The 24,821-nt window shown below is 43.5% G+C and carries 22 protein-coding genes; 18 read left to right on the top strand and 4 right to left on the bottom strand.

From position 1 onward, the window contains the following. Positions 1 to 12: 12 nt before the first annotated feature. From DXX92_RS05410 to DXX92_RS05425, 4 genes are read left to right on the top strand one after another with little or no spacing between them, the layout of a single operon-like run. Complete coding sequence (locus DXX92_RS05410; RefSeq protein ID WP_115999518.1) at positions 13 to 264, top strand: hypothetical protein; 252 nt, start codon at positions 13 to 15, stop codon at positions 262 to 264. Beyond that, positions 261 to 1,949, top strand: a complete 1,689-nt coding sequence (locus tag DXX92_RS05415; protein WP_115999519.1) for a pseudaminic acid biosynthesis protein PseG — start codon at positions 261 to 263, stop codon at positions 1,947 to 1,949. Before DXX92_RS05410 ends, DXX92_RS05415 begins: the two co-directional genes overlap by 4 nt. Continuing rightward, positions 1,946 to 3,472, top strand: a complete 1,527-nt coding sequence (locus DXX92_RS05420) for a class I adenylate-forming enzyme family protein (protein ID WP_115999520.1) — start codon at positions 1,946 to 1,948, stop codon at positions 3,470 to 3,472. Before DXX92_RS05415 ends, DXX92_RS05420 begins: the two co-directional genes overlap by 4 nt. Further along, the gene (locus DXX92_RS05425) at positions 3,473 to 4,594 is read left to right on the top strand and encodes an FkbM family methyltransferase (RefSeq protein ID WP_115999521.1); all 1,122 of its coding nucleotides are present in this window, start codon (positions 3,473 to 3,475) and stop codon (positions 4,592 to 4,594) included. It abuts the gene before it with no gap. 98 nt (positions 4,595 to 4,692) lie between these two features. On the opposite strand, the gene DXX92_RS05430 is transcribed toward DXX92_RS05425, so the two are convergent. The 3 genes from DXX92_RS05430 to pseB all read right to left on the bottom strand — a co-directional run bounded on the left by DXX92_RS05430 (position 4,693) and on the right by pseB (position 8,159). After that, positions 4,693 to 5,850, bottom strand: coding sequence for a Gfo/Idh/MocA family protein (locus DXX92_RS05430; protein WP_115999522.1), 1,158 nt, complete (start codon positions 5,848 to 5,850; stop codon positions 4,693 to 4,695). A gap of 153 nt (positions 5,851 to 6,003) precedes the next feature. After that, positions 6,004 to 7,161: a UDP-4-amino-4,6-dideoxy-N-acetyl-beta-L-altrosamine transaminase gene (gene pseC, locus DXX92_RS05435; protein WP_115999523.1), complete on the bottom strand. Its 1,158-nt coding sequence runs from the start codon at positions 7,159 to 7,161 to the stop codon at positions 6,004 to 6,006. Beyond that, positions 7,158 to 8,159, bottom strand: coding sequence for a UDP-N-acetylglucosamine 4,6-dehydratase (inverting) (pseB, locus tag DXX92_RS05440; RefSeq protein WP_115999524.1), 1,002 nt, complete (start codon positions 8,157 to 8,159; stop codon positions 7,158 to 7,160). The genes pseC and pseB overlap by 4 nt, the downstream gene beginning before the upstream one ends. 246 nt (positions 8,160 to 8,405) lie before the next feature. On the opposite strand from pseB, the gene DXX92_RS05445 reads away from it, so the two are divergent. Continuing rightward, entirely contained in the window at positions 8,406 to 9,896 is a 1,491-nt protein-coding gene (locus DXX92_RS05445; RefSeq protein WP_115999525.1) for a sigma-54 dependent transcriptional regulator, read from the top strand. Positions 9,897 to 10,012: 116 nt separating this feature from the next. Here DXX92_RS05445 and DXX92_RS05450 read toward each other — a convergent pair whose 3' ends face one another. Then, a complete protein-coding gene (locus DXX92_RS05450; protein ID WP_115999526.1) occupies positions 10,013 to 10,303 on the bottom strand; it encodes a hypothetical protein in 291 nt (96 codons plus the stop codon). 474 nt (positions 10,304 to 10,777) lie between these two features. Here DXX92_RS05450 and DXX92_RS05455 point away from each other — a divergent pair, with 474 nt between their 5' ends. The 13 genes from DXX92_RS05455 to fliO all read left to right on the top strand — a co-directional run bounded on the left by DXX92_RS05455 (position 10,778) and on the right by fliO (position 24,793). Then, positions 10,778 to 11,980, top strand: a complete 1,203-nt coding sequence (locus DXX92_RS05455; RefSeq protein ID WP_115999527.1) for a sensor histidine kinase — start codon at positions 10,778 to 10,780, stop codon at positions 11,978 to 11,980. Next, positions 11,973 to 13,313, top strand: coding sequence for a sigma-54-dependent transcriptional regulator (locus tag DXX92_RS05460; RefSeq protein WP_115999528.1), 1,341 nt, complete (start codon positions 11,973 to 11,975; stop codon positions 13,311 to 13,313). The genes DXX92_RS05455 and DXX92_RS05460 overlap by 8 nt, the downstream gene beginning before the upstream one ends. 301 nt (positions 13,314 to 13,614) lie before the next feature. Further along, complete coding sequence (fliE, locus tag DXX92_RS05465) at positions 13,615 to 13,947, top strand: flagellar hook-basal body complex protein FliE (protein ID WP_115999529.1); 333 nt, start codon at positions 13,615 to 13,617, stop codon at positions 13,945 to 13,947. Between the two features lie 52 nt (positions 13,948 to 13,999). Next, the gene (gene fliF / locus DXX92_RS05470; RefSeq protein ID WP_374188828.1) at positions 14,000 to 15,712 is read left to right on the top strand and encodes a flagellar basal-body MS-ring/collar protein FliF; all 1,713 of its coding nucleotides are present in this window, start codon (positions 14,000 to 14,002) and stop codon (positions 15,710 to 15,712) included. Further along, positions 15,705 to 16,763, top strand: coding sequence for a flagellar motor switch protein FliG (fliG, locus tag DXX92_RS05475; RefSeq protein WP_115999531.1), 1,059 nt, complete (start codon positions 15,705 to 15,707; stop codon positions 16,761 to 16,763). The genes fliF and fliG overlap by 8 nt, the downstream gene beginning before the upstream one ends. 50 nt (positions 16,764 to 16,813) lie before the next feature. Then, positions 16,814 to 17,611 (top strand): flagellar assembly protein FliH, encoded by a 798-nt coding sequence (gene fliH / locus DXX92_RS05480; RefSeq protein ID WP_115999532.1) that lies wholly within the window; start codon positions 16,814 to 16,816, stop codon positions 17,609 to 17,611. Positions 17,612 to 17,631: 20 nt separating this feature from the next. Beyond that, positions 17,632 to 19,011, top strand: a complete 1,380-nt coding sequence (gene fliI / locus DXX92_RS05485; protein WP_115999533.1) for a flagellar protein export ATPase FliI — start codon at positions 17,632 to 17,634, stop codon at positions 19,009 to 19,011. Between the two features lie 73 nt (positions 19,012 to 19,084). Continuing rightward, complete coding sequence (gene fliJ / locus DXX92_RS05490) at positions 19,085 to 19,525, top strand: flagellar export protein FliJ (protein ID WP_115999534.1); 441 nt, start codon at positions 19,085 to 19,087, stop codon at positions 19,523 to 19,525. Positions 19,526 to 19,921: 396 nt separating this feature from the next. Then, complete coding sequence (locus DXX92_RS05495; protein WP_115999535.1) at positions 19,922 to 21,943, top strand: flagellar hook-length control protein FliK; 2,022 nt, start codon at positions 19,922 to 19,924, stop codon at positions 21,941 to 21,943. Positions 21,944 to 22,025: 82 nt separating this feature from the next. Then, entirely contained in the window at positions 22,026 to 22,568 is a 543-nt protein-coding gene (fliL, locus tag DXX92_RS05500) for a flagellar basal body-associated protein FliL (RefSeq protein ID WP_115999536.1), read from the top strand. A 52-nt stretch (positions 22,569 to 22,620) separates the two neighbouring features. Further along, positions 22,621 to 23,688, top strand: coding sequence for a flagellar motor switch protein FliM (fliM, locus tag DXX92_RS05505; RefSeq protein WP_115999537.1), 1,068 nt, complete (start codon positions 22,621 to 22,623; stop codon positions 23,686 to 23,688). 12 nt (positions 23,689 to 23,700) lie between these two features. Further along, positions 23,701 to 24,102, top strand: a complete 402-nt coding sequence (fliN, locus tag DXX92_RS05510; protein WP_115999538.1) for a flagellar motor switch protein FliN — start codon at positions 23,701 to 23,703, stop codon at positions 24,100 to 24,102. Positions 24,103 to 24,106: 4 nt separating this feature from the next. After that, positions 24,107 to 24,793 (top strand): flagellar biosynthetic protein FliO, encoded by a 687-nt coding sequence (gene fliO, locus DXX92_RS19185; protein WP_245961400.1) that lies wholly within the window; start codon positions 24,107 to 24,109, stop codon positions 24,791 to 24,793. Positions 24,794 to 24,821 lie beyond the last annotated feature (28 nt).

Below are 24,821 nucleotides of genomic sequence, written 5' to 3' on the forward strand. Positions count from 1 at the left end.
AAGGGCACTTTCGTGATATCTACACTATCATTACAATCATTTTTTATTGATTTTCTCGGCGAGCGCGGCATAGACAGTTCGCTAGATGAGATAGAGAGCTTTAACTTTATGGCATCAGGCCTATTGGACTCCTTTGAACTATTAACCATGTTTATTCAGTTAGAAATGAGTTTTGGTATTAAATTAACGCCGGAAGAAATCAGTGACGAAGCTAATGCTGATGTCTGTGGTTTAGTGAAAACGCTATTGGCTAAGGCTCAATGATAAACTTTGCAATCAGAGTGGCTAGCCAGCAAGGCATCGGCCACCTAATGCGAATGAAGTGGTTAGCCCATTCACTTACTCAGCGCGACTGTCAGGTTATTTTTATTCTAGATGAGTGTGAACAAGAAAGTTGGCAGCACATTAAAGATGTTGCTGAGCAGATATATTTTATCGACACACAACAAAGTGACTATAGCCAACATTCGGATGCTTTTTTTAGTAATGAAATACTAGCAAAGCATCAATGTCAGCAGCTGATCATTGACAGCTATCAGTTGGGTATTGAATACGAGCAGGCAATCGACAAGCAAGTCAATATTACTGTTTTTGATGACTTAGCTCGAGAGCATTTTTGCCATCAGCTATTTGATATGAAGTGGTGTGGTCAGCGCACCGATGAACGTTATCAAGGCAAGTTAGCTGATGAATGCCAACGATATTTAGGGCCTACATTTGCTTTATTAGCGCCAGATTATCGCTCACATAACCTCATCTCTAAAAGTCGCGGTGTTAGCAGTGAGCAAACTTTCGACCAGACATTCAAGCAAAATGCTAGCAAAAGTCATTGCCTGTTGATTTCACTGGGTGGTGGTGGCGATTTATCGCTGGTAGAGCCATTTATTTGTCATTTGTTAAAGCGACAATCTGCGTTAAAAATTAATTTGGTTGTTGGCCCTCAAGTCATTAATCTGCAGTCTGTTGAGCGTATTGCTGCTGAACATACGAATCTAACGTTAATCAATCAACCCAAGTCGCTACTTCCCTATTACGAAGAGGCTGATCTGTTCGTTGGGGCGCTCGGTACGTCTTTGTATGAACTGGCTGCTTGTCAGTTACCTGCGATAACTTTTAGCATCGCTAAAAATCAAGAAAATGATATTTTGGCGCTTGAAGATCTCGGCCACTATTTTCATTTAGATAGCTATAACGCTGCGCAAGGTGAAAAGCTGGCCGCTCTTACTCAGTTGGTGTTAGAGCAATTACCCAGAGTGAAAACACTTCGAAAATCGGCAAAATTGACCTTAGATGGCTGCGGAGCTGAAAGATTAGCTGATATCTTGCTAGCGCCAAAGTCCGCACAACAAGAGTTGGCGCGCGATCATGCCAAGCAATTGCAAGCTCAAGTAGAAAATACTAATGAACAAGCAGCTACAGATTGTGGTAAGGAGTATTTGACTGAAAAAATTGCGATCAGGCAGGTTGAAGATCAAGATATTAATCGATACTTGAATGCCCGAAACCTACCTGTTAATGCCCAGCGTATGACAATTAATGAGGAAATACCGCGACTGTCTCATTATCATTGGTGGTTTACCACTGAGCGCGTTTCCTATTTATTGTCTGAAAACGGCCAAGACAGGCTGTATATTTGGGATAGTAAACAACAAATTAATGGGCAGGAATACTTATACGGTGGCTGGTTTACCGTGGCTGGAGAAGTGCCGTTTAATTTGGCAATGCTGGCATTAAAGTGGCAGTTATCTCGCAGCAGGGCTGAGAGCACGGCAACTTGGTTGGCCGTTATTCATAAACAGAACAAGTTTGTGAACCTACTTAATCAGTATATGGGATTTGAAGAGACCACCTGCGAGCGAGCGATAGCGGCAACAAAAGTACTATTTCCTTGCGCAACAACAACACAATTTAACTATGTTAGCCTTGCCTGTAAGGATATTCGTCTTTGAATACTATTTATCAGTTAGTTAATCAACATCGACTAAACACCCCGCAGAAAACCGCAATCACGTACCAAGACCAAACCAGAAGTTATCAATCCTTGCTAGAGGACGTCGATGCTTTTGCTAATGGTTTGCTTTCAATTGGGGTAAGGAGAGGTAGCAAGCTTGCATTGTTTTGTGGCAACAATAATGAGTTTGTCATTACACTGTTAGCAGTTGCTAAATTGGGGGCCGCGATAGCGCCACTGCCACTGACATTGAAGGGGAAAGCTTTAGCGACAGCACTAACAACAATTGACTGCGACTACGTTATTGCTTGGCAACATATTAGCAAGCTATTGCTTTCTCAGTCGCTAATCTCAAGCAAGCATTTAGTGACGATTGGCAGTAAAGCGGCAAACGAGCATAGCTTTACTGAACTAATGGAAAGCGACATAAAGCCTCTTTTGGGTAATGATGAGGTATCTGCTGATGACGATTTTATTTATACGTTGACTTCTGGTTCGACAGGTGCACCAAAACCTATCGTATTTAGTCAACAAACGAAGATAAATCGTGCGTTTAGAGCGACGGTTGATTATTACCAGCTAAGCGCTGAGGATGTCGTTCTAGTGGCTACGCCGATGTATCACTCTTTAGCCCAGCGCTCAGTGTTAATGCCGCTTATGCTTGGCGCAAGCGCAGTGCTTCTGCCAAAATTTTCTGTGCCTGCTTGGTTATTAGCTGTAGAGCAACAACAAGTATCCTTTCTTTTTGCTGTTGCCAGTCAGTTAACGGCTTTATTACCTGAGTTGGACAAAGCAAAGCTAAGCTCTTTGCGAGTGATTGTTTCATCGTCAGCAACGCTATCAGCCGAAGACAAACGATTGCTGCTTGATAAGTTAGATTGCCAATTTCATGAGTGTTACGGTGCGTCGGAGCTTGGTGTTGTCACTGATTTTGATGTTACAGGAGAAAATCAACCACTTACCAGTGTTGGTAAAGCGCTGCCTTTCGTTGAGCTTAAAGTGATTGATGAGCAGCGAAAAGAGTTGCCTGCGGGTCAGGTAGGGGAAATTGTGTGCCGCTCTTCAACTTGTTTCAAAGGGTATTACAATCTTCCTCAGCAAACTGCAGAAAGTTTGGACGAGCAAGGTTACTTTTATACTGGTGATTTAGGTTATCTTGATGAGGCTGGGTACTTATACTATATGGGCAGGAAAAAAGAAGTTATCTCTTCTGGCGGTATAAACGTTTATCCAAGCGACATAGAATCAGTTATCAAAACTCACCCTTTGGTTAGTGAGTGTGTAGCGTTCGGTGTTCCCGATAAAAAGTTCGGGGAGATGATTAAAGTGGTTTTTGAAACGCTAGATGAAACGATGTGCATTGACGAGATGGAACTTCGCAAGCTTTGTTTTGAGCAACTAACCGACTATCAGCAACCTAAGTATATTCTTCAGGTTGAACGCTTAGAGCGAAATAAATTAGGTAAGTTATTGAGAAATAATATTAAATTAGCGTACCAAACACCAGGAATTGAGCTTTAAATGATTCATGAGCTAATAGATCGTTTTTTACATAATGATGAACAAAAGTATATCTTCGGTACGACCTCTGAAGCAAAAGCCTTAGTTCAGCTTTGTCGTCAATGTAACATCAAACTTACTGGCATTATCGATAACTTTTATCCTCATTCAGACTTTGCTGGGTTGCCTTGTCAAAAATTAGCAGATGTTTCGCCCAACTCTCTTGTGCTATCCGCGGTAACCAATAGCAGGCCTATTGAGGTTGCAAAGTTACTTACTGACAACGATTTTGAACACATTGATTATTATAGCTTTTTCCGTTTTTCTGGGTTGTCATGCCCTAAGATTGAGTTTTGGCATGGGGCAAAAGCACATTGGCAAGCTAATCTAACTCGCTACCAAACAGTAAAAAACCTCCTTGAAGATGAGCAGTCAAAAGAAACTTTTGATGCCGTCGTCGCGTTCAGAAACTCCTATGATTTGGCTAACATGAAAGGCTTTACATTTGATATTAGTAATATGTATATGGAGTCTTTTATTTTACCATTTCGTGAGCATGGTGTGTTCTTTGATTTAGGAGCATTTGATGGCACGGATACGCGTAGGTTTTTACAACGATGTCAAACGGGCGAAAGCTACTTATTTGAGCCAATTCCTGAACAAGTAAGCAAGCTTGATAAGTTTGCCGGTGACAATGAACGAATACATCTCGTACCTGTTGCTGTAGGAGAGAATACTCAAACGGTTAGGTTTTGTGTAGGCGGCACGTCTTCAAAGGTACTTGATTTGGATAAACAAACGGCAAGTGAGGAATCTAGAGAAGCACAAGAGGAGCTTAAGGGAATAGATGCCTTGAATGGCACGGTTGAAGTTAATCAAATCAGTCTTGATGATTTTTACCGTAAGCACAGTATTATCCCAGAGTACGTCAAAATGGATGTAGAGGGTGCTGAACAATCCGTTATTCGAGGGATGAATAAATTACTTGTTGAGCATAAGCCTAAGTTGGCGGTAAGTGTTTATCACAGGGTTGAAGATATTATTGATATCCCGCTAATGATCAAACGTGCGAATCCTGATTATAAGTTTTATTTACGCCATTACACACAAGGCTACAGTGAAACCGTGCTATTTGCTGTCTAAATTCTTATTTTCCTGAGTTTACTTCATGGCAATCGGCGAGTAATGTACTTTGCTTATTCTAACTTCTTAGCTGCCAGCCTAGTTTATTAGCTGCCAGCCTAGTTTACTTGATGCTTAGCGATATGCTCCCACTCACCTGAAGTATCTGATGCTTGTGCAGCAGCAAATAGTGCTAGGCCGTGAGTTGCATGGTCTAAGCCATAGACGTAGGGAGAGTCATATGGTTCATGCCGTTTGAATGCTAACAAACTATCGGCAATATCGGCATAAAGGTTGGCAAATGCTTCTACAAAACCTGTTGGGTGTCCTGGTTTCATGCGATTGTAACGGAGCTCACTCACAACTAAGCACTTACTCGCACGATCAATGATTTTTCGGGTACCATCGTTATAGCTAATGTCTAATTCATCTGGGTTAAGCTGATACCAGCTTGCACTGCCGAGTTCACCATATACTCTGACCTGTAGACCATTTCTGTGACCTATCGCGGTTTTCGACATCCACATGCTGCCCTTAATGTCTTTTGGATATTTAAGTAACATGTTTACGTCATCAACGAGCTTGTCGTATTGCGAGTGGTTGGCGAACTGAGCAACAGTGGCGATTGGTTCGTGGCCGATAAGTAGGCTGGAAAGGTGGTGTAAATGAACGCCAAGGTCTAAACAGATCGTCGGAACTTCTTCATCATGTAAGCGCCAAGCTTGAGGTTGTGCTACTTTACCTGCAATATCCGGAGGTCTGCGAAACCCCTCTTGTGGCATTTCTAAGTGAATTTTCTGTATTTTACCCAACTCGCCTTTTGCAATACGTTGCCGTAACTCGCGAACCATGGGGTAACCACTGTAATTATAGGTCACAGCTAGAAACTGCTTCGAAGAATCGTAAAATTTACGCAGCTTTGCTGCCTCTTTCGGGCCACAAACGAGTGATTTCTCACAAATCACATTGGCGCCAGCTTTAAGCAATACTTCGAGCATTGCCAAATGATCGGGTGTTGGTGTTAGTAAAACAAATGCATCAACTCTGTCTTGTTCGTTTTCAATTAATACTTGCCAATCGTTATAGGTACGCTCAGAGCTCACTCCCCATTGTATTGCTGTTGCTTGATTGCGGTCAGCATCTCGACAAAAAGCACCAGCCACCACTTGAAAACGGTTATCCATTTGGCTGGCACAAAAATGCACATAACCAACAGCGGAAGTTTCACCACCGCCGATAAAAGCAAGCTGAAGTGGTGTAGTTGGAGAGCTTGTCATCCTATTTTAATTCCTGTTTTAATTCTTTTTATATCTCAACAAAAGTGAGTCGTGATAGTTGAAATTGCAATTTACAAGATTTAGTAAGCGCAAGGGATTTTGTATAAAATGCTTAGTATAAAGCGCTCAATCTAAAGTAGTCAGCCAACACAATTAGCTCAATAGTTTTGTTATAGTTTCGATAATTTGAGTCTGACTTTTTTTGTCAAGGCCAGGAAATAGAGGAAGCGAGATACAAGTTTTATAGTATTGCTCGGCAACAGGGAAGTCTCCTTGGCAATAACCAAGCTGCTGAAAATATGGCTGTAGATGAATCGGGATATAGTGAATTTGGCAGCCAATGCCTTTTGCTCGTAAAGTATTAAACAGTGTGTCTCTGTCTAATTTTGAATCTGATTCAACTTGGCACAACATCAAGTGATAGGCACTCAGTGTAGAGTCGCTTTGCTGTTGAAACCCTATAGGGATGCCTTCAAAGGCGTTACGATAGTTTTTCGCCAATGCATTTCGCTGTGCAACAAAGTCATCAAGTTTATTTAGTTGGCTCAAGCCTAATGCCGCATGTAAATCACTCATGCGGTAATTAAACCCGAGTAGTTGCTGCTCATAGCTCCAAGGTTCGTTTGACGAGAACTGCTGGAATTGAGTGGTATCTTTAGTGATGCCGTGTGAACGGTACATCTCCATTTTCTTTGCTAACTGCTCACAATTAGTCAGCGCCATGCCACCTTCTGCACTGGTAATGACTTTAACGGGGTGAAAACTAAAGACGCAAATATCACTGAACTGGCAATGGCCTACAGGCTCGCTTTGATATGCGCCGCCAATTGCGTGACTGGCATCTTCAATTATTTTTACTTGATACTGACGAGCAAGCTCGCCAATTTTCACCATATCACAGCTTAGACCAGCCATATGAACAACAATAATGGCTTTTGGAAGCTTATCCTGTCGCTTCGCGAGCGCCAACTTCTCTGCTAAGGCGCGAGTAGACATGTTGGCTGTGTTGCGATCGATATCAACAAAATCAATGCTTGCGCCGCAATAAAGAGCACAGTTTGCCGATGCAACAAAAGAGATGGGACTCGTCCAAACGATATCACCTTGACCAATATCTAAGGCTAAGCAGGCAATATGCAAAGCAGAAGTTGCGCTATTGGTTGCTAAGGCGAACTTAGCTTGGCATTTTTCTGCAACAGCTTGCTCGAAACGATTTACGATTGGCCCTTGCGTGAGAAAGTCAGATCTTAAAACATCAACTACGGCGTCAATATCTTGCTCGGTAATTTGCTGTTTACCGTAAGGGATCATAGACAGGCCTGTGAATTGAATGCTTGTATCTGTTCAATACTCATGAAATCTGGGTTGTCTTTTGAGCTGTACTCGAAGCCATGCTCAACAGGCTTACCATGTTCGCCAATAGCATTAACCGTAAAGTCGTTACTACGACTAGAAAATATAATCGTCGGTGCAATAACAAAATGATCGCTGTATTCGTATGTGTGGTAAGAATCATCAGCAGGGCACATGATTTCATGTAGCTTCTCACCGGGGCGAATACCAATTTCTTTTTGTGGTATTGAAGGATCTAGTGCCGTCGCTAAATCGGGGATTCTGATCGATGGAATTTTAGGAACAAAAATTTCACCGCCTAGCATACGTTCGAAATTCTTTAAAACAAAGTCGACACCTTGTTGCAAGCTGATCCAAAAGCGGGTCATCTCATTATGAGTAATAGGTAAATGATCTGTACCTTCTGCTATTAATTTTTGAAAGAAAGGTAAGACAGAGCCGCGCGAGCCAACCACGTTACCATAGCGAACAACTGAGAATAGTGTTTTTTGATCGCCTGAAATATTATTGGCTGCAACAAATAACTTGTCTGAGGCAAGTTTAGTAGCACCGTATAAATTGATCGGGTTTGCCGCTTTATCGGTTGATAGCGCAATCACTCTCTCTACTTCGTTGTCTAGTGCTGCTTCTATGACATTTTCGGCGCCATCAATATTCGTTTTGATACACTCCATTGGGTTGTACTCAGCTGCAGGTACTTGTTTAAGTGCTGCTGCATGAATCACATAATCAACGCCACGCATTGCGCGTCTTAATCGATTTTGATCTCTTACATCACCAATAAAATAACGCATGCAGTCATCGTTGAAAACTTGCTGCATTTCGAACTGTTTGAGCTCGTCACGCGAGTAAATAATGATCTTTTTTGGTTTATAGCGAGACAGTAGAGTTTGAACATATTTTTTACCAAACGAGCCTGTGCCACCAGTAATTAAAATACTCTTGTTGTCAAACATTCGAACGCCCTTTAACACTGATTCTCAAAGAGAAAGCAAATAATATTCCCAAAATACCAAATTCACTCAGAGAAGAGAATAACTATATGAATCAACAGCACTGATTGTTCAAATAAGCCGCTAAGCATCATGTTTTTGAACGAGGTGACGTATTTTTGACTGCCTAAGCGTCAATTTTCTGTTGCTTATTTCAATGACACCGTTAGAATCGGATCATCATTATTATAAGTGGCAGTACAAATACTTATGCATGGTCAAAAGCAAATCCTTGTAGTGGATAATGACGCAGCAAGGCGTCAGCAAATTGAAACGGTATTAGCGTTTGTTGGTGAGCACTTTTTGTCTTGTGCAGAAGACGAGCTGATCAATGTTTTTAAACAAACCGCGAATGTGCTAACAGTGATTTTTGCTGGCAATGTGTCGCATTCAGCAGTGCAGCTAATAGCTAATAATCCGCGTTGTCCATTTGTATTGCATGATGTGCTTGATCAAAACGCAGTGGCTAATTACGCCAATGTCATTGGCGAGCTGTCAGTACCACTCAATTATGCTCAGTTAACAGAGCAGATTCACCACTGCCACCAGTACCATAATAAGCTACCCACGAAAGGCCAAGGCAAACCGGGTAGCACTAAACTATTTCGTTCACTCATTGGTGTTAGTAAGCCAATGCAACAAGTACGTTTTTTGATTGAACAAGTGGCGCCAACTGCGGCTAACGTTTTAGTGCTAGGTGAATCGGGCACAGGTAAAGAAGTTGTCGCGCGCAACATTCACAATCTATCTGATCGTTCAAATGCACCGTTTGTGCCTGTGAACTGCGGTGCTATACCTGCTGAGTTACTGGAAAGTGAGCTGTTTGGCCATGAGAAGGGCGCGTTTACCGGGGCAATTTCTAGCCGTAAAGGACGTTTTGAGTTAGCCGAAGGTGGCACACTATTTCTCGATGAAATCGGCGATATGCCACAGCCAATGCAAGTTAAACTGCTGCGCGTACTGCAAGAACGCACGTTTGAACGCGTCGGCGGTAGCAAAAGTATTAAAGCGAATGTGCGTGTTATCGCAGCGACTCATCAAAACCTTGAAAATATGATCAAAACGGGTGACTTCCGTGAAGATTTATTTTATCGCCTGAATGTATTCCCGATTGAAACACCAGCGCTTCGAGAGCGAAAGGAAGACGTACCGCTGCTTTTACAAGAGCTGGTATCGCGTTTTGAGGCGGAACAAAATAGCAGTGTGCGCTTTACTGAAAAAGCAATTGAATCTCTGATGGAACACCCATGGGCAGGTAATGTTCGTGAACTTTCAAACCTTATTGAACGCATGATCATTATGTATGGTGATCAAGTGGTTAATGTCAGTGAGCTACCTGCCAAGTATCAGCATATTGATGTTGATGAATACGAGCCAGAATACCCTGAAGAGCTGCAAGAGCGCGAAGCAATTAACGAGCTGTTTGCTGGCTTTGACTATGACGACGATGATTTGTCAGAGACAGAAGAAGTAGTTGATAATTCACAACCGGAGGAACAGCCTGCACCAGCTTCGGTAGGGGTATTGCCAAGTGAAGGTATTAACCTTAAAGAATACCTAGCCGATCTTGAAGTATCGTTAATCAACCAAGCCTTAGAGCAGCACCAAGGTGTTGTGGCTAGAGCGGCTGAACTGCTCGGCATGCGCCGAACAACGCTGGTTGAAAAAATGAAAAAATACGACTTACAAAAAGATAAGTAATCTAAGTAAGTTAGTTGTTTAAGTTAGTTAGTAGTTAAACGACATAAGAACATAAAAGGGCGAGCTGATTAAAACCAGCTCGCCCTTTTGAGTATTTGGTGTAAACCAGTACGTGTCTAAGATAGTGGTACGTGGTGAACAATACCTGCCATACCGTCATTTTTTGCTGCTAAAATTGCTTCAGCAACCACTTCGTGATTCACCTCGTCGGCTTCGTTAAGTAAGCTTTGCTCTTCTATAACGATATTGTCCCAGCCTTTGTTCATCATATACTGTTCAATTGATGCTAATTGGTCGTCAAGGCTTTCATTTTGAGTGAACAGGCTAAAGCTGTATCGTTTGCCTTTGACGAAGCTGCTGCTGTTTGCTGCATGATTTGATTCTGCACTTCCACCAAGTACTAACATATAAACACCTTATTCATTGTCTGCTAAAAATTGTTTGCTAAAAACTGTTTTCTAAAAATTTACTAGAATTCGCTCGATAACTAATCCCAAGAAAAATACTCAACTGAACACTTCTCTATTCCGAATCAATTATCCTTGTGTACATTCTTCTTTAAATACCATGCAGAGATAGTGCCAACAATAAAGTTTTCCTTATCCAACTGTTTTGAAAGAGTTTTTGTTTTTATCTAGCTAGTTTAATAGGTAAATTTTTAATTTTTGACGCTTGTTATTTATACGCGTTTTAAATGACTGACAGAAAATTGGCATCAACAAAATAACCTTGTAAGTCTATGTAAATAAAGAAATAAATATTTTGGCACTATAAATGCTAAATCCTAAGTACTTAGCTCATTTTAGAGCACTTTTATCGTTCATTGCTTTAGGTCAATCAAAACCTAGTAAGCAATTTACAGCAAACTTCGGGGAAGCATTATGGCTATCGCTTTAAACACTCATCATCTTGACGCTAGCAGTACTAGTGCCATTTTTGGTCAAGGCTGTTTTGCATTTGAAGAGCACAAAGATAACTTAAGCAAGGAAGCTTATGTCGGTGAGTTAGCCTTTTTACGCCAGCAGAGCAGTCAGTTAAGTCAGCTTATTGATGTTATGCCAACAGGTGTCATCATACTCGATGGCAATGGCATTGTTGTGCGTGTTAACGAATTTGCTAAGCAATTACTAGACGAGCCCATTTTAGGGCAAGCATGGTTTGATGTGATCAAGCGCTCGTTCAAGCCACGCGCTGATGACTGGCATGAAGTTTCGCTAAAAGATGGCCGCCGCGTGAAACTTGAGATTAGCGCATTAGGTCACCAGCCAGGTCAGCTAATTATGATCACTGACCTTACTGAAACTCGGTTATTGCAAGATAAACTAGGCCAACTGCAGCGCTTGTCTTCATTAGGGCGCATGGTTTCTAAACTGGCGCATCAAATTCGTACGCCGTTATCTGCTGCCATGTTGTACGGTGCCAACTTAGCGAATGAAAATTTACCTGAATCCTCAAAAACAGGGTTTCAAGAAAAACTCATGTCGCGCCTTACCGATTTAGAACAGCAAGTTAACGATATGTTGTTGTTTGCCAAAAGTGGTAATCAACAAGTGGTCACTACGCTCAATGTTAACGAGCTTGTAGAAAAGTCAGTACACGCGATGGAAGCCCTAGTTAATAAATCAGAAAGTGAGGTTAAGCTGCATTTAACTAACACCCATTGCCAAGTACTGGGTAACGAAAGTGCGCTTTCAGGCGCCCTGCAAAACCTTATTCACAACAGTTTAGAGGTTATTAAGCAGAAAGCTTTCATTGATATTACCGTCGAGGCTCACGAACAGTTCGTTTATATCAGCGTTAAAGACAACGGCGACGGGATTGACGCATCAATGGCTGACAAAATCTTTGAACCATTTTTTACCTCGCGTGCAAAAGGCACAGGTCTTGGCTTAGCCGTCGTGAAGTCGGTCGCCAATGCCCATCAAGGGGATGTGAAACTGATTAGTGGCCCAAATGAAGGGGCCAATATATGTATTAAGCTGCCTTTGCTCGTGGCAGGTAATCATACTGCAGCTGCAGACAATTCGATTAACCATAACTCAACAGAGTTGACACAACATTTTCAGGAGGTTGCCCATGGGTAGTAGCAAAATTCTCGTTGTTGAAGATGATGCGGGCTTACGTGAAGCACTCATCGACACGCTACTGTTAGCTGGCTATGAATGTGTTGAGGCAGATTCTGGCGAACAAGCCTTGATGATGCTTAAGCAACAAAGTGTTGATTTAGTAGTGAGCGATGTACAAATGGGTGGCATGTCGGGTTTATCGTTACTGAAAAGTGTTAAAGCGACCTACCCGAATTTACCTATGTTGCTGATGACGGCGTATGGCACTATCGATGATGCCGTACAGGCGATGAAAGATGGTGCTAGTAACTATATGGCTAAGCCATTTGCACCCGAAGTACTATTGAATATGGTCAGTCAATATGTGCCGATTTCTGCGGTTAACAAGCAAGAGCCAATTGCCAAAGACAGTAAAAGTATTGAGCTATTAACGCTTGCTCGTAAAGTTGCGACAACCGACGCTTCAGTGATGGTACTAGGGCCAAGTGGCTCAGGTAAAGAAGTGTTAGCGCAATATGTGCACAATAATTCTGCGCGCAAAGAGGCGCCTTTTATTGCCATTAACTGCGCGGCAATTCCAGAGAATATGTTAGAAGCTACGCTATTTGGGTACGAGAAAGGCGCGTTTACGGGGGCTATTTCTGCTTGCCCTGGCAAGTTCGAGCAAGCCCAAGGCGGCACTATTTTACTCGATGAAATCACAGAAATGGATTTAAGCTTACAAGCTAAAATTTTACGTGTGCTGCAAGAGCGCGAAGTTGAACGCTTAGGTGGCCGTAAAACAATTTCACTTGATGTACGTGTTATTGCAACCAGTAACCGCGATCTAAAAGATGCCGTTCGTGAAGGCGTTTTCCGAGAAGACTTATACTACCGACTCAATGTATTCCCATTAACTTGGTTGCCACTGGCAGAGCGCCGAGATGATATTTTACCGTTAGCCAAACATTTGGCGCATATTCATAGCCAGCGCAACGGCCAGACAATGCCAGAGTTTAGCGCATGTGCGCGCAGCAAAATGCTGGCTTATCAATGGCCGGGCAACGTGCGCGAGCTGGATAATGTGATGCAACGGGCGCTAATCCTGCATTCTGATCAGCTTATCAATGCGGGTGACATATTAATTGAAAACTTCGATACGCAAATTCAAGTCACTACTGACATTGAGCATGAAAAAGAAGAAAAACTCGGTAATGAGCTTAAACAGCAAGAGCATCAAATTATTTTAGATACTTTGCAAGCATGCCAAGGCAGTCGAAAGGCCGTGGCTGAGCGGTTAGGGATCAGCCCAAGAACCTTGCGTTACAAAATTGCCAAAATGCGTGACTCAGGTATCGAAATACCGGCTTAGTACTTGCGTAGAACTTGCTTTGTACTTAATTAGAACTTGCTTAGCACTTTGACGGTTAGTTTCAACATCATTCCACCAGCCACATCAGGTTAATTCCATCGCCTGATGTAGCACCTCTTTTTGACGCCAGTTTTTGATATTTAGTCGTTCTAATTCCTCTAAACCTCATTATTAACTGATTAAATTACAAGTGGTTAGCCCTAATAAACTCTGTTCTGTTTGATTGGCACTATGCTTGCTTTACAAGGTAAGTAATGAGTTGGTGAATTAAACAACAGTTTTTTGACAGAGGTGAACCGTCATGGATATCAAAGCAAATTCTTTACTTGCACAAATGCAAGCCATGTCTGTACAAGCAACAGGCAATCGCGCGATGCCGATGGAGTCAATGCAGCAAGTAAACGCTTCATCTTCTGATTTTGGCAATGTTTTTAAACAAGCTATTGATACTGTGAACGGTTTGCAGCAAGATGCAGGGCAGAAACGCACAGCCTTTGAAATGGGTGACGATCGCGTTACCTTGGCTGAAACTATGATAGCTGCACAAAAATCCAGCGTTGCTTTCGAAGCAACCGTGCAGGTAAGAAATAAGTTTGTCGAAGCCTATAAAGAAATCATGAGTATGCCAGTATAATGCGCGCTGAAATTTAGTGTGCATTCAAGTAGTCAATTAGCGGAGATGTAAAGTGGCTGACAATAATTCCACAGCAATGGCAACCACAGATGGCTCAGATCTTGTCGCCCAAGACAATGATATGGTCGAAGAGCAGAAGTCAGGTTTTGCTGCTTCGTTAGGTAATGTTGATGTATTAAGACAGTTAACCTTAATTATGGCATTGGCCATTTGTTTAGCGATTGCGGTCTTTGTGATCATGTGGGCCAATCAGCCAGAGTACCGCATTCTTTCCAAGCTACCTACCCAGCAGCTTATTGAAACAATGGACTTCTTGGATGCCAACCAAGTTGACTACAAACAGGCGAATAACACCATATCCGTTCGCGCAGATGAATACCAAGACATTAAATTACTGCTTGCCCGTCAAGGCCTAACTGACGAGCCGTCTGAAGGGACAGATATTATCATGCAAGACATGGGCTTTGGTGTTAGCCAACGGTTGGAAAGTGAGCGTTTAAAGCATAGCCGTGAAAAACAGTTGGCATTTACGATTGAGCAGTTACAGTCTATTCAACGCGCTAAAGTATTATTAGCGATCCCACGTGAAAATGTTTTTGCCCGCAAACAAAAGTCGCCTTCTGCAACCGTTGTACTAACCCTAGCTCGCGGCCGAGTACTTTCTGAAGAAGAAGTAGACTCAGTCGTTGATATTATTGCCTCTGCGGTGCAAGGCATGTCACCAAATCGCGTTACAGTAACTGACCAAAACGGCCGCCTATTAAATTCTGGTAGCCAAGACTCAGTATCATCGCGCTCACGCAAAGAATTTGAAATTGAGCAAAAACGTGAAACCGAGTACATGGAAAAAATTGACTCAATTTTAATTCCTGTCGTTGGTTTAGGTAACTATACGGCGCAAGTTGACGTAGTTATGGACTTTACCAATACAGAAGAAACGTCACGCCGCTACAATCCAGATTTACCGGCATTGCGCAGTGAAATGAACAGTGAAGACACCTCAATTGGCGGTTCACTAGGTGGTATTCCTGGTGCACTGACGAATCAGCCGCCGCTCGCTTCCGATATTCCTGAAAACGCGACAGGTAATGGCGACCAGCCAGTATTACCATCACGTAAACACTCAGAATCGACTAAAAATTACGAGCTTGACGAGTCAATTAGCTATACCAAGCAGCAAACCGGGGTGATTCGCCGTATCAGTGTGTCGGTAGCATTAGATTATATTTCAACACCGGGCGCAGAAGGGGAAACCACATCGGCACCGCGCTCGGTCGCCGAGCTTGCTAATATTCGTCGTTTACTGCAAGGCAGTATTGGTTTTGATATGCAGCGCGGTGACACTTTAGAAGTGGTTACCTTGCCATTCTCACGTATTGATTTAGGTGAAGAAGAAGAGGTACCAATTTACGAGCAGCCTTGGTTTATGCAGGCGCTGAAATTGGTAATGGGTGCATTAGTGATTATTGTCTTGATTGTGGCTGTAGTTCGCCCAATGCTGAAACGCTTAATCTACCCAGATCAAACACCTGCAGATTACGGCGACAAATCACTGGATAGCCATGTTGACCTAGGTGATGAAACCATGGATATGTTAACATCTGATTTTGATGCGGATGCCGTAGGTTTTGCGCCAGATGGTAGTTTGCAGTTACCTGATCTGCATCGTGATGAAGATATACTAAAAGCAGTTCGTGCGCTTGTTGCTAACGAGCCAGAGCTGTCATCTCAAGTTGTGAAAAGTTGGTTGAGCGAAGATGAGTGATGAAGGCCAAGAATTAGCCCCTGTTGGCGGCGGCGCGGGTGGCTTTGATGTTGAAAAGCTAGACGGTGCCGAAAAAGCATCTATTTTACTGCTGAGTTTGTCAGAAGAAGACGCTGCGCAAATTCTAAAGCACTTAGAGCCTAAACAAGTGCAGCAAGTGGGTATGATCATGGCGGGTATGGAAGACTTTACCCAAGAAAAGATCACTGCAGTGCACAAACTGTTTATCAACGAAATTCAAAACTTCTCGACGATTGGCTTCCAGAGTGAGGAGTTCGTGCGTAAAGCATTAACCGCAGCACTTGGTGAAGATAAAGCGGGTAACTTAATTGACCAGATCGTGATGGGCGGTGGGGCTAAAGGTTTAGATTCATTAAAATGGATGGACTCGAAGCAAGTGGCCAATATTATTCGCAACGAGCATCCGCAGATCCAAACCATTGTTTTATCTTACCTAGAGCCAGAGCAGTCGGCCGAAATTTTAGGCCAATTCTCCGAAAAAGTGCGCTTAGACCTGATGATGCGTATTGCCAACCTAGAAGAAGTTCAACCGGCAGCATTGCAAGAGTTGAACGAAATTATGGAGAAACAGTTCGCCGGTCAAGCGGGTGCACAAGCTGCGAAAATGGGCGGCTTGAAAGCGGCTGCCGATATCATGAACTACCTAGACACTAATGTTGAAGGTATGTTGATGGATTCAATTCGCGAGCACGATGAAGAGATGAGTCAGCAGATTCAAGACCTTATGTTCGTCTTTGAAAACCTTGCAGATGTTGATGACCGTGGTATTCAAGCCATCTTGAAAGAAGTGCAACAAGACGCACTAATGAAAGCAATCAAAGGTGCTGACGAAGCACTGAAAGAGAAAATTTTGGGCAACATGTCAAAACGTGCTGCTGAAATGCTGGCAGATGATCTTGAAGCTATGGGCCCTGTACGTATTAGTGAAGTGGAAGCTGCGCAGAAAGAAATTCTCTCGGTTGCCCGTCGATTATCTGACGCAGGTGAAATTATGCTGGGCGGCGGCGGTGGCGGCGATGAATTCTTATAATCGCCTCAACCAAATCGCCACAACCAATATTTGCCTAATCACTCCTTGTTATGAATAAATTCACAAAGTCGTCTGTTGGACAGCAAGTGCTTAAAGAGGGTGAACAAGAAAGTTCACTCTGGCACTTACCGGACGTTGAAAAGCAAGTATCGGCAAAAGAACTTGAGCAAACCAATGCGCTAGGTAAACCGCGCAATTGGCGCTATGAACCACCACCAGAGCCAGAGCCGGAGCCTGTACCTTTAACTGCCGAAGAAATTGAAGAGATTCGTCAGGCCGCCTATGAAGAGGGCTTCAACCAAGGCAAGGAGGAAGGTTTTGCTAAAGGCTATGACGAAGGTAAGGCGCAAGGCCATCAAGACGGTGAGCAAGCCGGCCGCGAGCAAGGCCATGCCGAAGGTTTAGCATCTGGCGAACAAGCCATTACCGAGTTGGCGAACCAATGGCAACAGCAAGTTGAACAGTTGCATCAGCCGCTTGCTGTCGTAGAAAAAAACATTGAACATCAATTGTTAGTTTTGGTTGCACAGCTCACTGAAGCGGTCATACTGACTGAGGCTAAAACCAACCCCGATATTCTGATGGCAGCAATTAGTGAGGGCATTAAAGCGCTACCTAGCCAAGACTCGCAAGTTCAAATACTATTGCACCCAAGCGATATTGAACGCGTTACTGAGCAATTTGGTGACAGCTATATTCAAGAGCAAGGGTGGCGATTGTTACCAGCACCGCAATTCGAGCCAGGTAGCTGTCAAATCGAAAATAGTACATCAAGTATCGACTTAACTATCAAATCACGTATCAAACAAGTTGTGGAATCATTTTTGCAAGAAGCACTGCATAAGTAGTTTGTTGTCAAAATTCCAACATGATTGAAAGTTCTCACTTGGCGGAGCGTTTAGCGCAATGCCAACCTATTATTAAGCCTTTTAGCCAAGCAGTAGCGGGTCGCTTGATCCGTGTAGTCGGCTTAACACTTGAGGCTGTTGGAGTTAAAGCACATGTCGGCAGCCAATGTTTAGTTGAAACTGCCCACGGTGACCTAATTGCTGAAGTAGTGGGTTTTGCAGAAGATAAAACTTATCTGATGCCAGAGCAAAGCCTGACTGGCGTATTACCCGGTGCTCGTGTATTGCCACTTTCCGCTAAAGTCCGCCTACCGATGTCGATGGATCTGTTAGGGCGCGTTATTGATGGTGTTGGTAACCCGCTTGATGGCAAAGGGCCAATCGAAGCGGACGAGCATTACCGCCATGACAACACACCACTTAACCCGCTTGCTCGTCGAGCAATTTCAGAACCGCTTGATGTCGGCGTGCGCTCTATCAATGGCTTTATTACGGTTGGCCAAGGGCAGCGTATGGGGCTATTTGCCGGCTCTGGTGTGGGTAAATCTGTGCTATTGGGGATGATGACCCGAGGCACTAGTGCTGATGTTATCGTCGTTGGCCTAGTGGGCGAGCGTGGCCGTGAGGTAAAAGAGTTTATTGAAGAAATTTTGGGCGAAGAAGGGCGGCGGCGTTCAGTTGTTGTCGCAGCTCCTGCAGACTGCTCGCCGCTTATGCGCTTAAAAGGCTGCGAAACCGCTGTACAAATTTCTGAATACTTCCGCGATCAAGGGCTTAACGTACTTTTACTTTTAGACTCGCTGACTCGTTATGCCCAAGCACAACGTGAAATCGCCTTAGCCGTCGGCGAGCCACCTGCGACCAAGGGCTACCCACCTTCTGTATTTTCTAAGCTGCCACAATTGGTTGAACGCGCAGGCAATGGCGGTGAGGGCCAAGGCTCAGTCACTGCGTTTTATACGGTACTAACCGAAGGTGATGATTTACAAGACCCTATTGCTGATGCTGCAAGGGCGATCCTTGACGGCCATATCGTATTGTCACGCTCATTGGCAGATAGTGGCCATTACCCTGCAATTGATGTTGAAGCGTCAATTTCACGTGTTATGCCCATGGTGACCAGCCCAGAGCATCAACAACTAGCGCGAAGCCTGAAACAAACTTATTCACTATATCAACAAAATAAAGATTTAATTGCCATTGGCGCGTACACCAAAGGCAGTGATCCACGTATTGATCAGGCAATTAACTTGTTGCCAGTTATCGAATTCTATCTGCAACAGCAAATGAAGGAAGTGATCCCTTACGATCAGAGCTTAACGCAACTCAATGAAATTGTTGCAGCAGCACAAGCACAGCAAGGGCAACCAGCCCAACAAAACATGGCAGTAGCACGCTAGTAATGTTAGGGGTGAGAAATGGCAAAGTTGACGAATGATTTAATGAACGCAACGGATAGCATAGGGTAAAGCGATGTCTTCGAAGCAGCTCGATATTTTGTATCGATTCGAAAAAGAAAAAGAAACCAAAGCCGCACAGCAATTGCAAGCGGCAGAGCTTGACTACCAGCAAAACTTGCAGCGTATGCAAGGAGTCAGTGATTATCGCTTGGAGTATATGCGCAGGCTAAGTGAGCGCTCTAGAGCGGGTATCGACAGTGCGACCTTTAACCACTTTCACGCTTTTGTAAAAAAACTCGATCAAGCGGCAGAGCAAGTTTCAATTGCTATTAACCAAGCTAAAGCGTTAATGGAGCAACGCAAGCGGCAATGGTTAGCACAACGCCAGAAAGTGCAAGCGGTAGAGCACCTCAGAGAGCTAAAACTGAAAGAGTTAGCTAAACAAGAGGCGCGTAAAGAACAAAAAATGTTTGATGAAATCGCCACTCAACAATTTGTCAGAAGGGCACGCTAATGTTTGTTTTTTATACTGTGGCGTAATTTTTGCTTTTATTTTTGTGATACCTTGCATAGGTCTTCACTTAGATCGTTGTATAAGCCTTACGAGCCATAGAATTAGGGCGTAAGCAAACATAAGTTAGCGGAAAATTGAAAAACCAAATTGCAATAATTGCCGCTCAGGATTCATTAGTAGCGCAAGATTTTCCGTCTAAAACCTGTGTGAAGGTTTGTGAACGACACTGACAATTGAAAAGTGCTAAGTGATGTAACTTGGCGATGTACAAAATGAGATAAGTGGTTGCTTAGTCACCATGAATAGTTTGCCTTGAGCTTAATACCGATTGGAGATGTTGGTTGATTAACGCAATAGGCGGGCATTAAGAATGGATTTAGTTGTATTGGAACTGTTATGACACGAGTAAATGTATTGTCGATAGACACACTACAAAGTAATGACCTAGTTGCTGGTGTAGCACCTAGTGGTGACAAAGCTAGTAATAGTGGTGAGTTTTCTAAACTTGTTGATAGCCAACTGCAAACTCAGCAAAAAGAGCAAACTAATTATACAAGTCGTGCCAATGATAAAGGTACTAATGTAGATAACAATCAAGACGCTAGTGTAGATAGTGAACATGCATTGGACAGCAAGAATACCGATGCTCAGCCAAATGACGCTAAAACAACTGAGGGTGAGGAATCATCTAGCCAGCAAAAAGATGCGCAAGCATCCGACACTCCTAAGCAAGTGGCAGGCGAAGAGCAGGTTTTAGAGGAACAAACCGCTAGTCAGTCGCTAACAAAGCAGGCTGAACAAGAAACCAAACCTGATGATTTTATGACCTTACTCGCAAAATCTGAAAAATGGCTAAGTGACGACACTGCCAAAGGTGATAAAAACACTAGCGTGCATTTTGCTCAAGCTAACGGGGATAATAAACTTGTTGCTGATTCGACTAGCTCGAACGAATCTAAGACTAACGGCGCTGAAGTTTCTGGGGAAGATAAGCCTGCAAGTGAAAGTGAAGCACAAAATGGCACTTTATCCGATAAGTCGTCTACGAGTAAATTAGATGAGTTGTTGACTGCACATTCTTCAAAAGGTAGCGAACAAAAAATTGACGCTAGCAAGTTGGGCAACGATAGCCAGACTAGCAAAGATGAGATTACTAATGACTTATCAGTTGGTTCTCAACCTGCTGCTAATTTGGCAGGCAAAGGCAACGGGTTGGCACAATCTACTGATCTTAATACCAAGATTGAGCCTAAGATAGCTAGCGCAGGTGTTGAAGAGTTAACCGAGGAACAATCGGCAGTCCAGCTTACTAATGCTTTAGACACGGGGACATCAGAGGCTGATGCGGCAGGTAATGGTGCATCTAGTGAGAACTCTAAGCAATTAAGCGGTGATTTATCGGCGAGTCAAGGCGCTAATCAAGGTTCTTCTCAGAATACCTTGTCAGCAGCTTCGCAGGGTAGTAACGCTGCTAATGACAAATCTCAGGCTAATGAGCAATCATCCGTTCAACTGGTTAACGGTCAGGCAGCAAATGCAAGTAATGCAATTGACTCAGCTAATGATCAAGGGCTTGATGCAGAGCAAAACGCTGTAGCCGCGAATGATGTACAACTTACTTCAAACCAGCAACGAAATACTAACAGCGCTGCAACGCAGCGAACAAGTGGTGAACCGTCTGCCCATGTTCAACAGTTAAATGCCGTGGCGGATGCGGCGCAAGCAGAGCAGCAAGAGCAAAATTTGAATCAAGGTGAGCACCAGCAAGCTGAAACTCTGCAACAACAAATTGAAACTAACAGCCAGCAAGCTCAAGTTACTGCTCCAAACTCGCGCATGAGTTTTGCCGAGAGCTTAGCAGCAGCGAATGCTAGCCAGACTCATACAACGAGTTCGATCACGAATACTGAAAATTTAACCCCTGAGCAAGTCGAGCAATTAGAGGCGGCTGCTAGCCGAGTAATTGACAGCAACTTAGATATTAAGAAAACCCAGCAACTACAAACGGAAACCATCAATATTTATCGCCGAGACTTTGCTAACGCGCTGAAAGATAAAGTGATGGTGATGGTCAATCAAAAGCTGCAACAAGTCGATATTCAGCTAGATCCACCTGAGCTGGGTAATGTGCATGTGCGTGTTAATTTGCAAGGGGATCAAGCAGCGGTGAATTTCACCGTACAAAACCTGCAAGCCAAAGATGCGCTGGAACAGCACATGGATAAATTGCGAGATATGCTACAGGAAAGTGGGGTAGACGTTGGTGATGCCAATGTCGCGCAACAGCAGCAGGGCAATGGTCAAGAGCAGGGTCGATTCGGACGCGGAACTAGCGGTAATGAAGAGCTATCTACTGCACCCGAAAATATCGCTCAGTTGGTTAAAGGTTCGGCAACTGGTATTGATTTCTACGCTTAAAACATTAAAAGCATTGGCGTAAACAGCTAACGACGATATAGTTTAGCAAAGCAACTCAACTGCTGGTTAATTAGGGTGTTTTATGGCAGACGAAAAAGAATTGGAAGTCGATAACGGCGGCGGTGGCAAGAAAAAAATGATGATCATCATCATTGCCGTAGTCGTGTTATTAGCGGCAGGTGGTGGTGTATTCTTCTTTATGGGCGGCGAGCCGTCAGAAGAGGAAGTAGCAGCGGCGTTAGAAAGTGGTGAAAGCGGTGAAGGTAGTGAAGAAATGCCAGCTGAGGCGGCAGGCGCTTCAACAGGAGACGCGCTCTATGTTCCTATGCCAAGACCATTTAGATTCAACGTACCTGGTGCAACACGCGACCGTTTCGTTGAAATACGCGTGCAGCTATTAGTGCGTGGTAGTGACAATGAAGAAGAAGCGAAAAAGCATGTGCCATTAATTGAGAGCACTTTGCTGTCAACGTTTTCATTGGCCAACGCAGATGACTTAGCAACCAGTGCCGGTAAAGCGTCGTTAAAACAGAAATCTTTAGCGGAAGTGCAAAAGATACTGAGCGAAATTTCTGGTAATAAAATTGTCGAAAAAGTGCTATTTACTGGCTTTGTGATGCAATAACTGGCAAGCCAGGCAAAGCGATATTTAAAATTGAGTATAAGAGTAATTTCAAGTGAGTGACTTACTTTCACAAGACGAGATTGATGCGCTACTGCATGGTGTCGATGAAGTCGAAGAAGATGAAATAGTCGAGGAGCAGGAGCCCCAAGAAGGGACATCTGACTATGACTTTTCTTCGCAGGATCGTATCGTTCGTGGCCGCATGCCAACACTTGAAATGGTTAACGAGCGGTTTGCGCGCCACATGCGCATCAGTTTATTTAACATGATGCGCCGCACCGCAGAAGTCTCGATAAACGGTATTCAAATGATCAAGTTTGGTGAGTACGTACATACCTTGTTCGTACCAACCAGCTTGAATATGGTAAGGTTTAGACCGCTAAAAGGTACCGCCTTAATTACCATGGAAGCACGTTTAGTGTTTATTTTGGTAGACAACTTTTTTGGTGGTGACGGTCGTTACCATGCGAAAATCGAAGGTCGTGAATTTACACCCACTGAACGCCGTATCATCCAAATGTTACTTAAGCTGATTTTTGAAGATTACAAAGAAGCTTGGTCGCCTGTTATGGATGTGTCGTTCGAGTACCTAGATTCAGAAGTTAACCCATCAATGGCAAACATTGTTAGCCCTACTGAAGTGGTGGTGATTAGCTCATTCCACATTGAGCTTGATGGTGGTGGTGGTGATTTCCACGTTGCCTTGCCTTATTCGATGCTAGAGCCAATTCGCGAATTACTTGACGCTGGTGTGCAAAGTGACAAAGAAGACACTGACATGCGCTGGTCAAAAGCGCTGCGCGATGAAATTCTTGATGTGCCAGTAGAGTTGACCACCAAGTTTATTGAGGTTGATTTACCGCTGCAGAAAATCATGGAGCTTGAAGCAGGCGATATTATACCTGTGGAAATTCCAGATCATGTCACAGTGCTGATAGAAGACTTACCAACCTTTAGAGCTAAATTAGGGCGAAGTCGTGACAATGTTGCTTTGCAAATTCAAGAGAAGATTAAACGTCCAGAGTCTGTGAAGTCTGAATTAACCATATTAACCAAAGGCGGTAAACGCCTAGATAGTGATGCTGAACTGCATATGCTAGAAGACGATTTAGAGTATTAATTAGAGGCAGTTATGAGTACTGAAAATGATGACCTAAGTATGTGGGATGAGGCCTTGAATGAACAGGCCGAAGCTCGCGAGGCTGCTGAAGGCGCTGAGAAAGTCGAGTTAGAAGAACTTGAAGAAAACGATACACCTATCTCAGGTGAAGAACAGCGTAAACTTGATGCAATTTTAGATATTCCGGTAACAATTTCCATGGAAGTTGGTCGCTCTAATATTTCTATCCGTAACCTGCTGCAATTAAACCAAGGTTCTGTTGTCGAACTAGATCGCGTTGCCGGTGAAGCGCTTGACGTGCTGGTCAATGGTACTTTGATTGCCCATGGTGAAGTAGTTGTCGTTAACGACAAGTTTGGTATTCGACTTACCGATGTTATCAGTCAGGTTGAACGTATTAAAAAGCTCAAGTAATTCCATGAGATTGACCACAGCAAGTATTATCAAAGCCTGTACCTTGGTACTGGCTTTGTTTTGTGGGCTGCAGGTAAATGCTCAGCAATCAGAAGATAAAGATCAAACACCAGCAACAGAGCAAATAAATTCGCACACTGCACCCGAATCAGAGCTCGCGTTAGGCTCCACTCATACAGAGCAAACAACTAAACCGATTGAACCAACAACAGAGCAGAGTCTTCAATCAGTATCAGTGGCTAACCCTGAAAATGCTGAATCTACTGCCTCTGAATCCTCAATGGCCAGTTTGCAGCGTCCAACACCTCAACGAACTTCTCAACCAATGCCTCAACTGGCACCCCAACAAACAGCGCCAGAAGTAGGGCGTCATGTTGCCAGTAATAATCTTGAGCTATCGAGCATGTTATTATCGCTTTTAGCAGTGTTGGCGTTAATATTGCTGGCTGCTTCACTATTAAAGAAATTTAAATTAGGTGGGCAGTTGCACAGTGATTTAAAAGTGATCACGTCAATGCACATTGGTACAAAAGAGCGATTAGTGGTTGTTGAAGTGGCGGGTAAGCAGTTATTGCTTGGTGTCACTGCCAATAATATTTCAATACTACAAGAGTTGGCTGAACCAATAACAAGTCAGCAGAACTTGCCTGTTGATATTGCGGCTAGCCTCAGTAAGCTCTTGAAAAAGTAAACCGTCAGGGTTTAAGTATTTAACGTTA

Origin of the sequence: Thalassotalea euphylliae, assembly GCF_003390395.1 — a bacterium.
GTDB classification, from domain to species: domain Bacteria; phylum Pseudomonadota; class Gammaproteobacteria; order Enterobacterales; family Alteromonadaceae; genus Thalassotalea_F; species Thalassotalea_F euphylliae_C.

What these genes read in the sequence shown, in the direction of transcription:
- DXX92_RS05415 (WP_115999519.1), top strand. Translation starts at nt 261, where the DNA reads ATGATAAACTTTGCAATCAGAGTGGCTAGCCAGCAAGGCATCGGCCAC.
- DXX92_RS05425 (WP_115999521.1), top strand. Translation starts at nt 3,473, where the DNA reads ATGATTCATGAGCTAATAGATCGTTTTTTACATAATGATGAACAAAAG.
- DXX92_RS05430 (WP_115999522.1), bottom strand. Translation starts at nt 5,850, where the DNA reads ATGACAAGCTCTCCAACTACACCACTTCAGCTTGCTTTTATCGGCGGT.
- pseC (WP_115999523.1), bottom strand. Translation starts at nt 7,161, where the DNA reads ATGATCCCTTACGGTAAACAGCAAATTACCGAGCAAGATATTGACGCC.
- pseB (WP_115999524.1), bottom strand. Translation starts at nt 8,159, where the DNA reads ATGTTTGACAACAAGAGTATTTTAATTACTGGTGGCACAGGCTCGTTT.
- DXX92_RS05445 (WP_115999525.1), top strand. Translation starts at nt 8,406, where the DNA reads ATGCATGGTCAAAAGCAAATCCTTGTAGTGGATAATGACGCAGCAAGG.
- DXX92_RS05450 (WP_115999526.1), bottom strand. Translation starts at nt 10,303, where the DNA reads ATGTTAGTACTTGGTGGAAGTGCAGAATCAAATCATGCAGCAAACAGC.
- DXX92_RS05455 (WP_115999527.1), top strand. Translation starts at nt 10,778, where the DNA reads ATGGCTATCGCTTTAAACACTCATCATCTTGACGCTAGCAGTACTAGT.
- DXX92_RS05460 (WP_115999528.1), top strand. Translation starts at nt 11,973, where the DNA reads ATGGGTAGTAGCAAAATTCTCGTTGTTGAAGATGATGCGGGCTTACGT.
- fliE (WP_115999529.1), top strand. Translation starts at nt 13,615, where the DNA reads ATGGATATCAAAGCAAATTCTTTACTTGCACAAATGCAAGCCATGTCT.
- fliG (WP_115999531.1), top strand. Translation starts at nt 15,705, where the DNA reads ATGAGTGATGAAGGCCAAGAATTAGCCCCTGTTGGCGGCGGCGCGGGT.
- fliH (WP_115999532.1), top strand. Translation starts at nt 16,814, where the DNA reads ATGAATAAATTCACAAAGTCGTCTGTTGGACAGCAAGTGCTTAAAGAG.
- fliI (WP_115999533.1), top strand. Translation starts at nt 17,632, where the DNA reads ATGATTGAAAGTTCTCACTTGGCGGAGCGTTTAGCGCAATGCCAACCT.
- fliJ (WP_115999534.1), top strand. Translation starts at nt 19,085, where the DNA reads ATGTCTTCGAAGCAGCTCGATATTTTGTATCGATTCGAAAAAGAAAAA.
- DXX92_RS05495 (WP_115999535.1), top strand. Translation starts at nt 19,922, where the DNA reads ATGACACGAGTAAATGTATTGTCGATAGACACACTACAAAGTAATGAC.
- fliL (WP_115999536.1), top strand. Translation starts at nt 22,026, where the DNA reads ATGGCAGACGAAAAAGAATTGGAAGTCGATAACGGCGGCGGTGGCAAG.
- fliN (WP_115999538.1), top strand. Translation starts at nt 23,701, where the DNA reads ATGAGTACTGAAAATGATGACCTAAGTATGTGGGATGAGGCCTTGAAT.
- fliO (WP_245961400.1), top strand. Translation starts at nt 24,107, where the DNA reads ATGAGATTGACCACAGCAAGTATTATCAAAGCCTGTACCTTGGTACTG.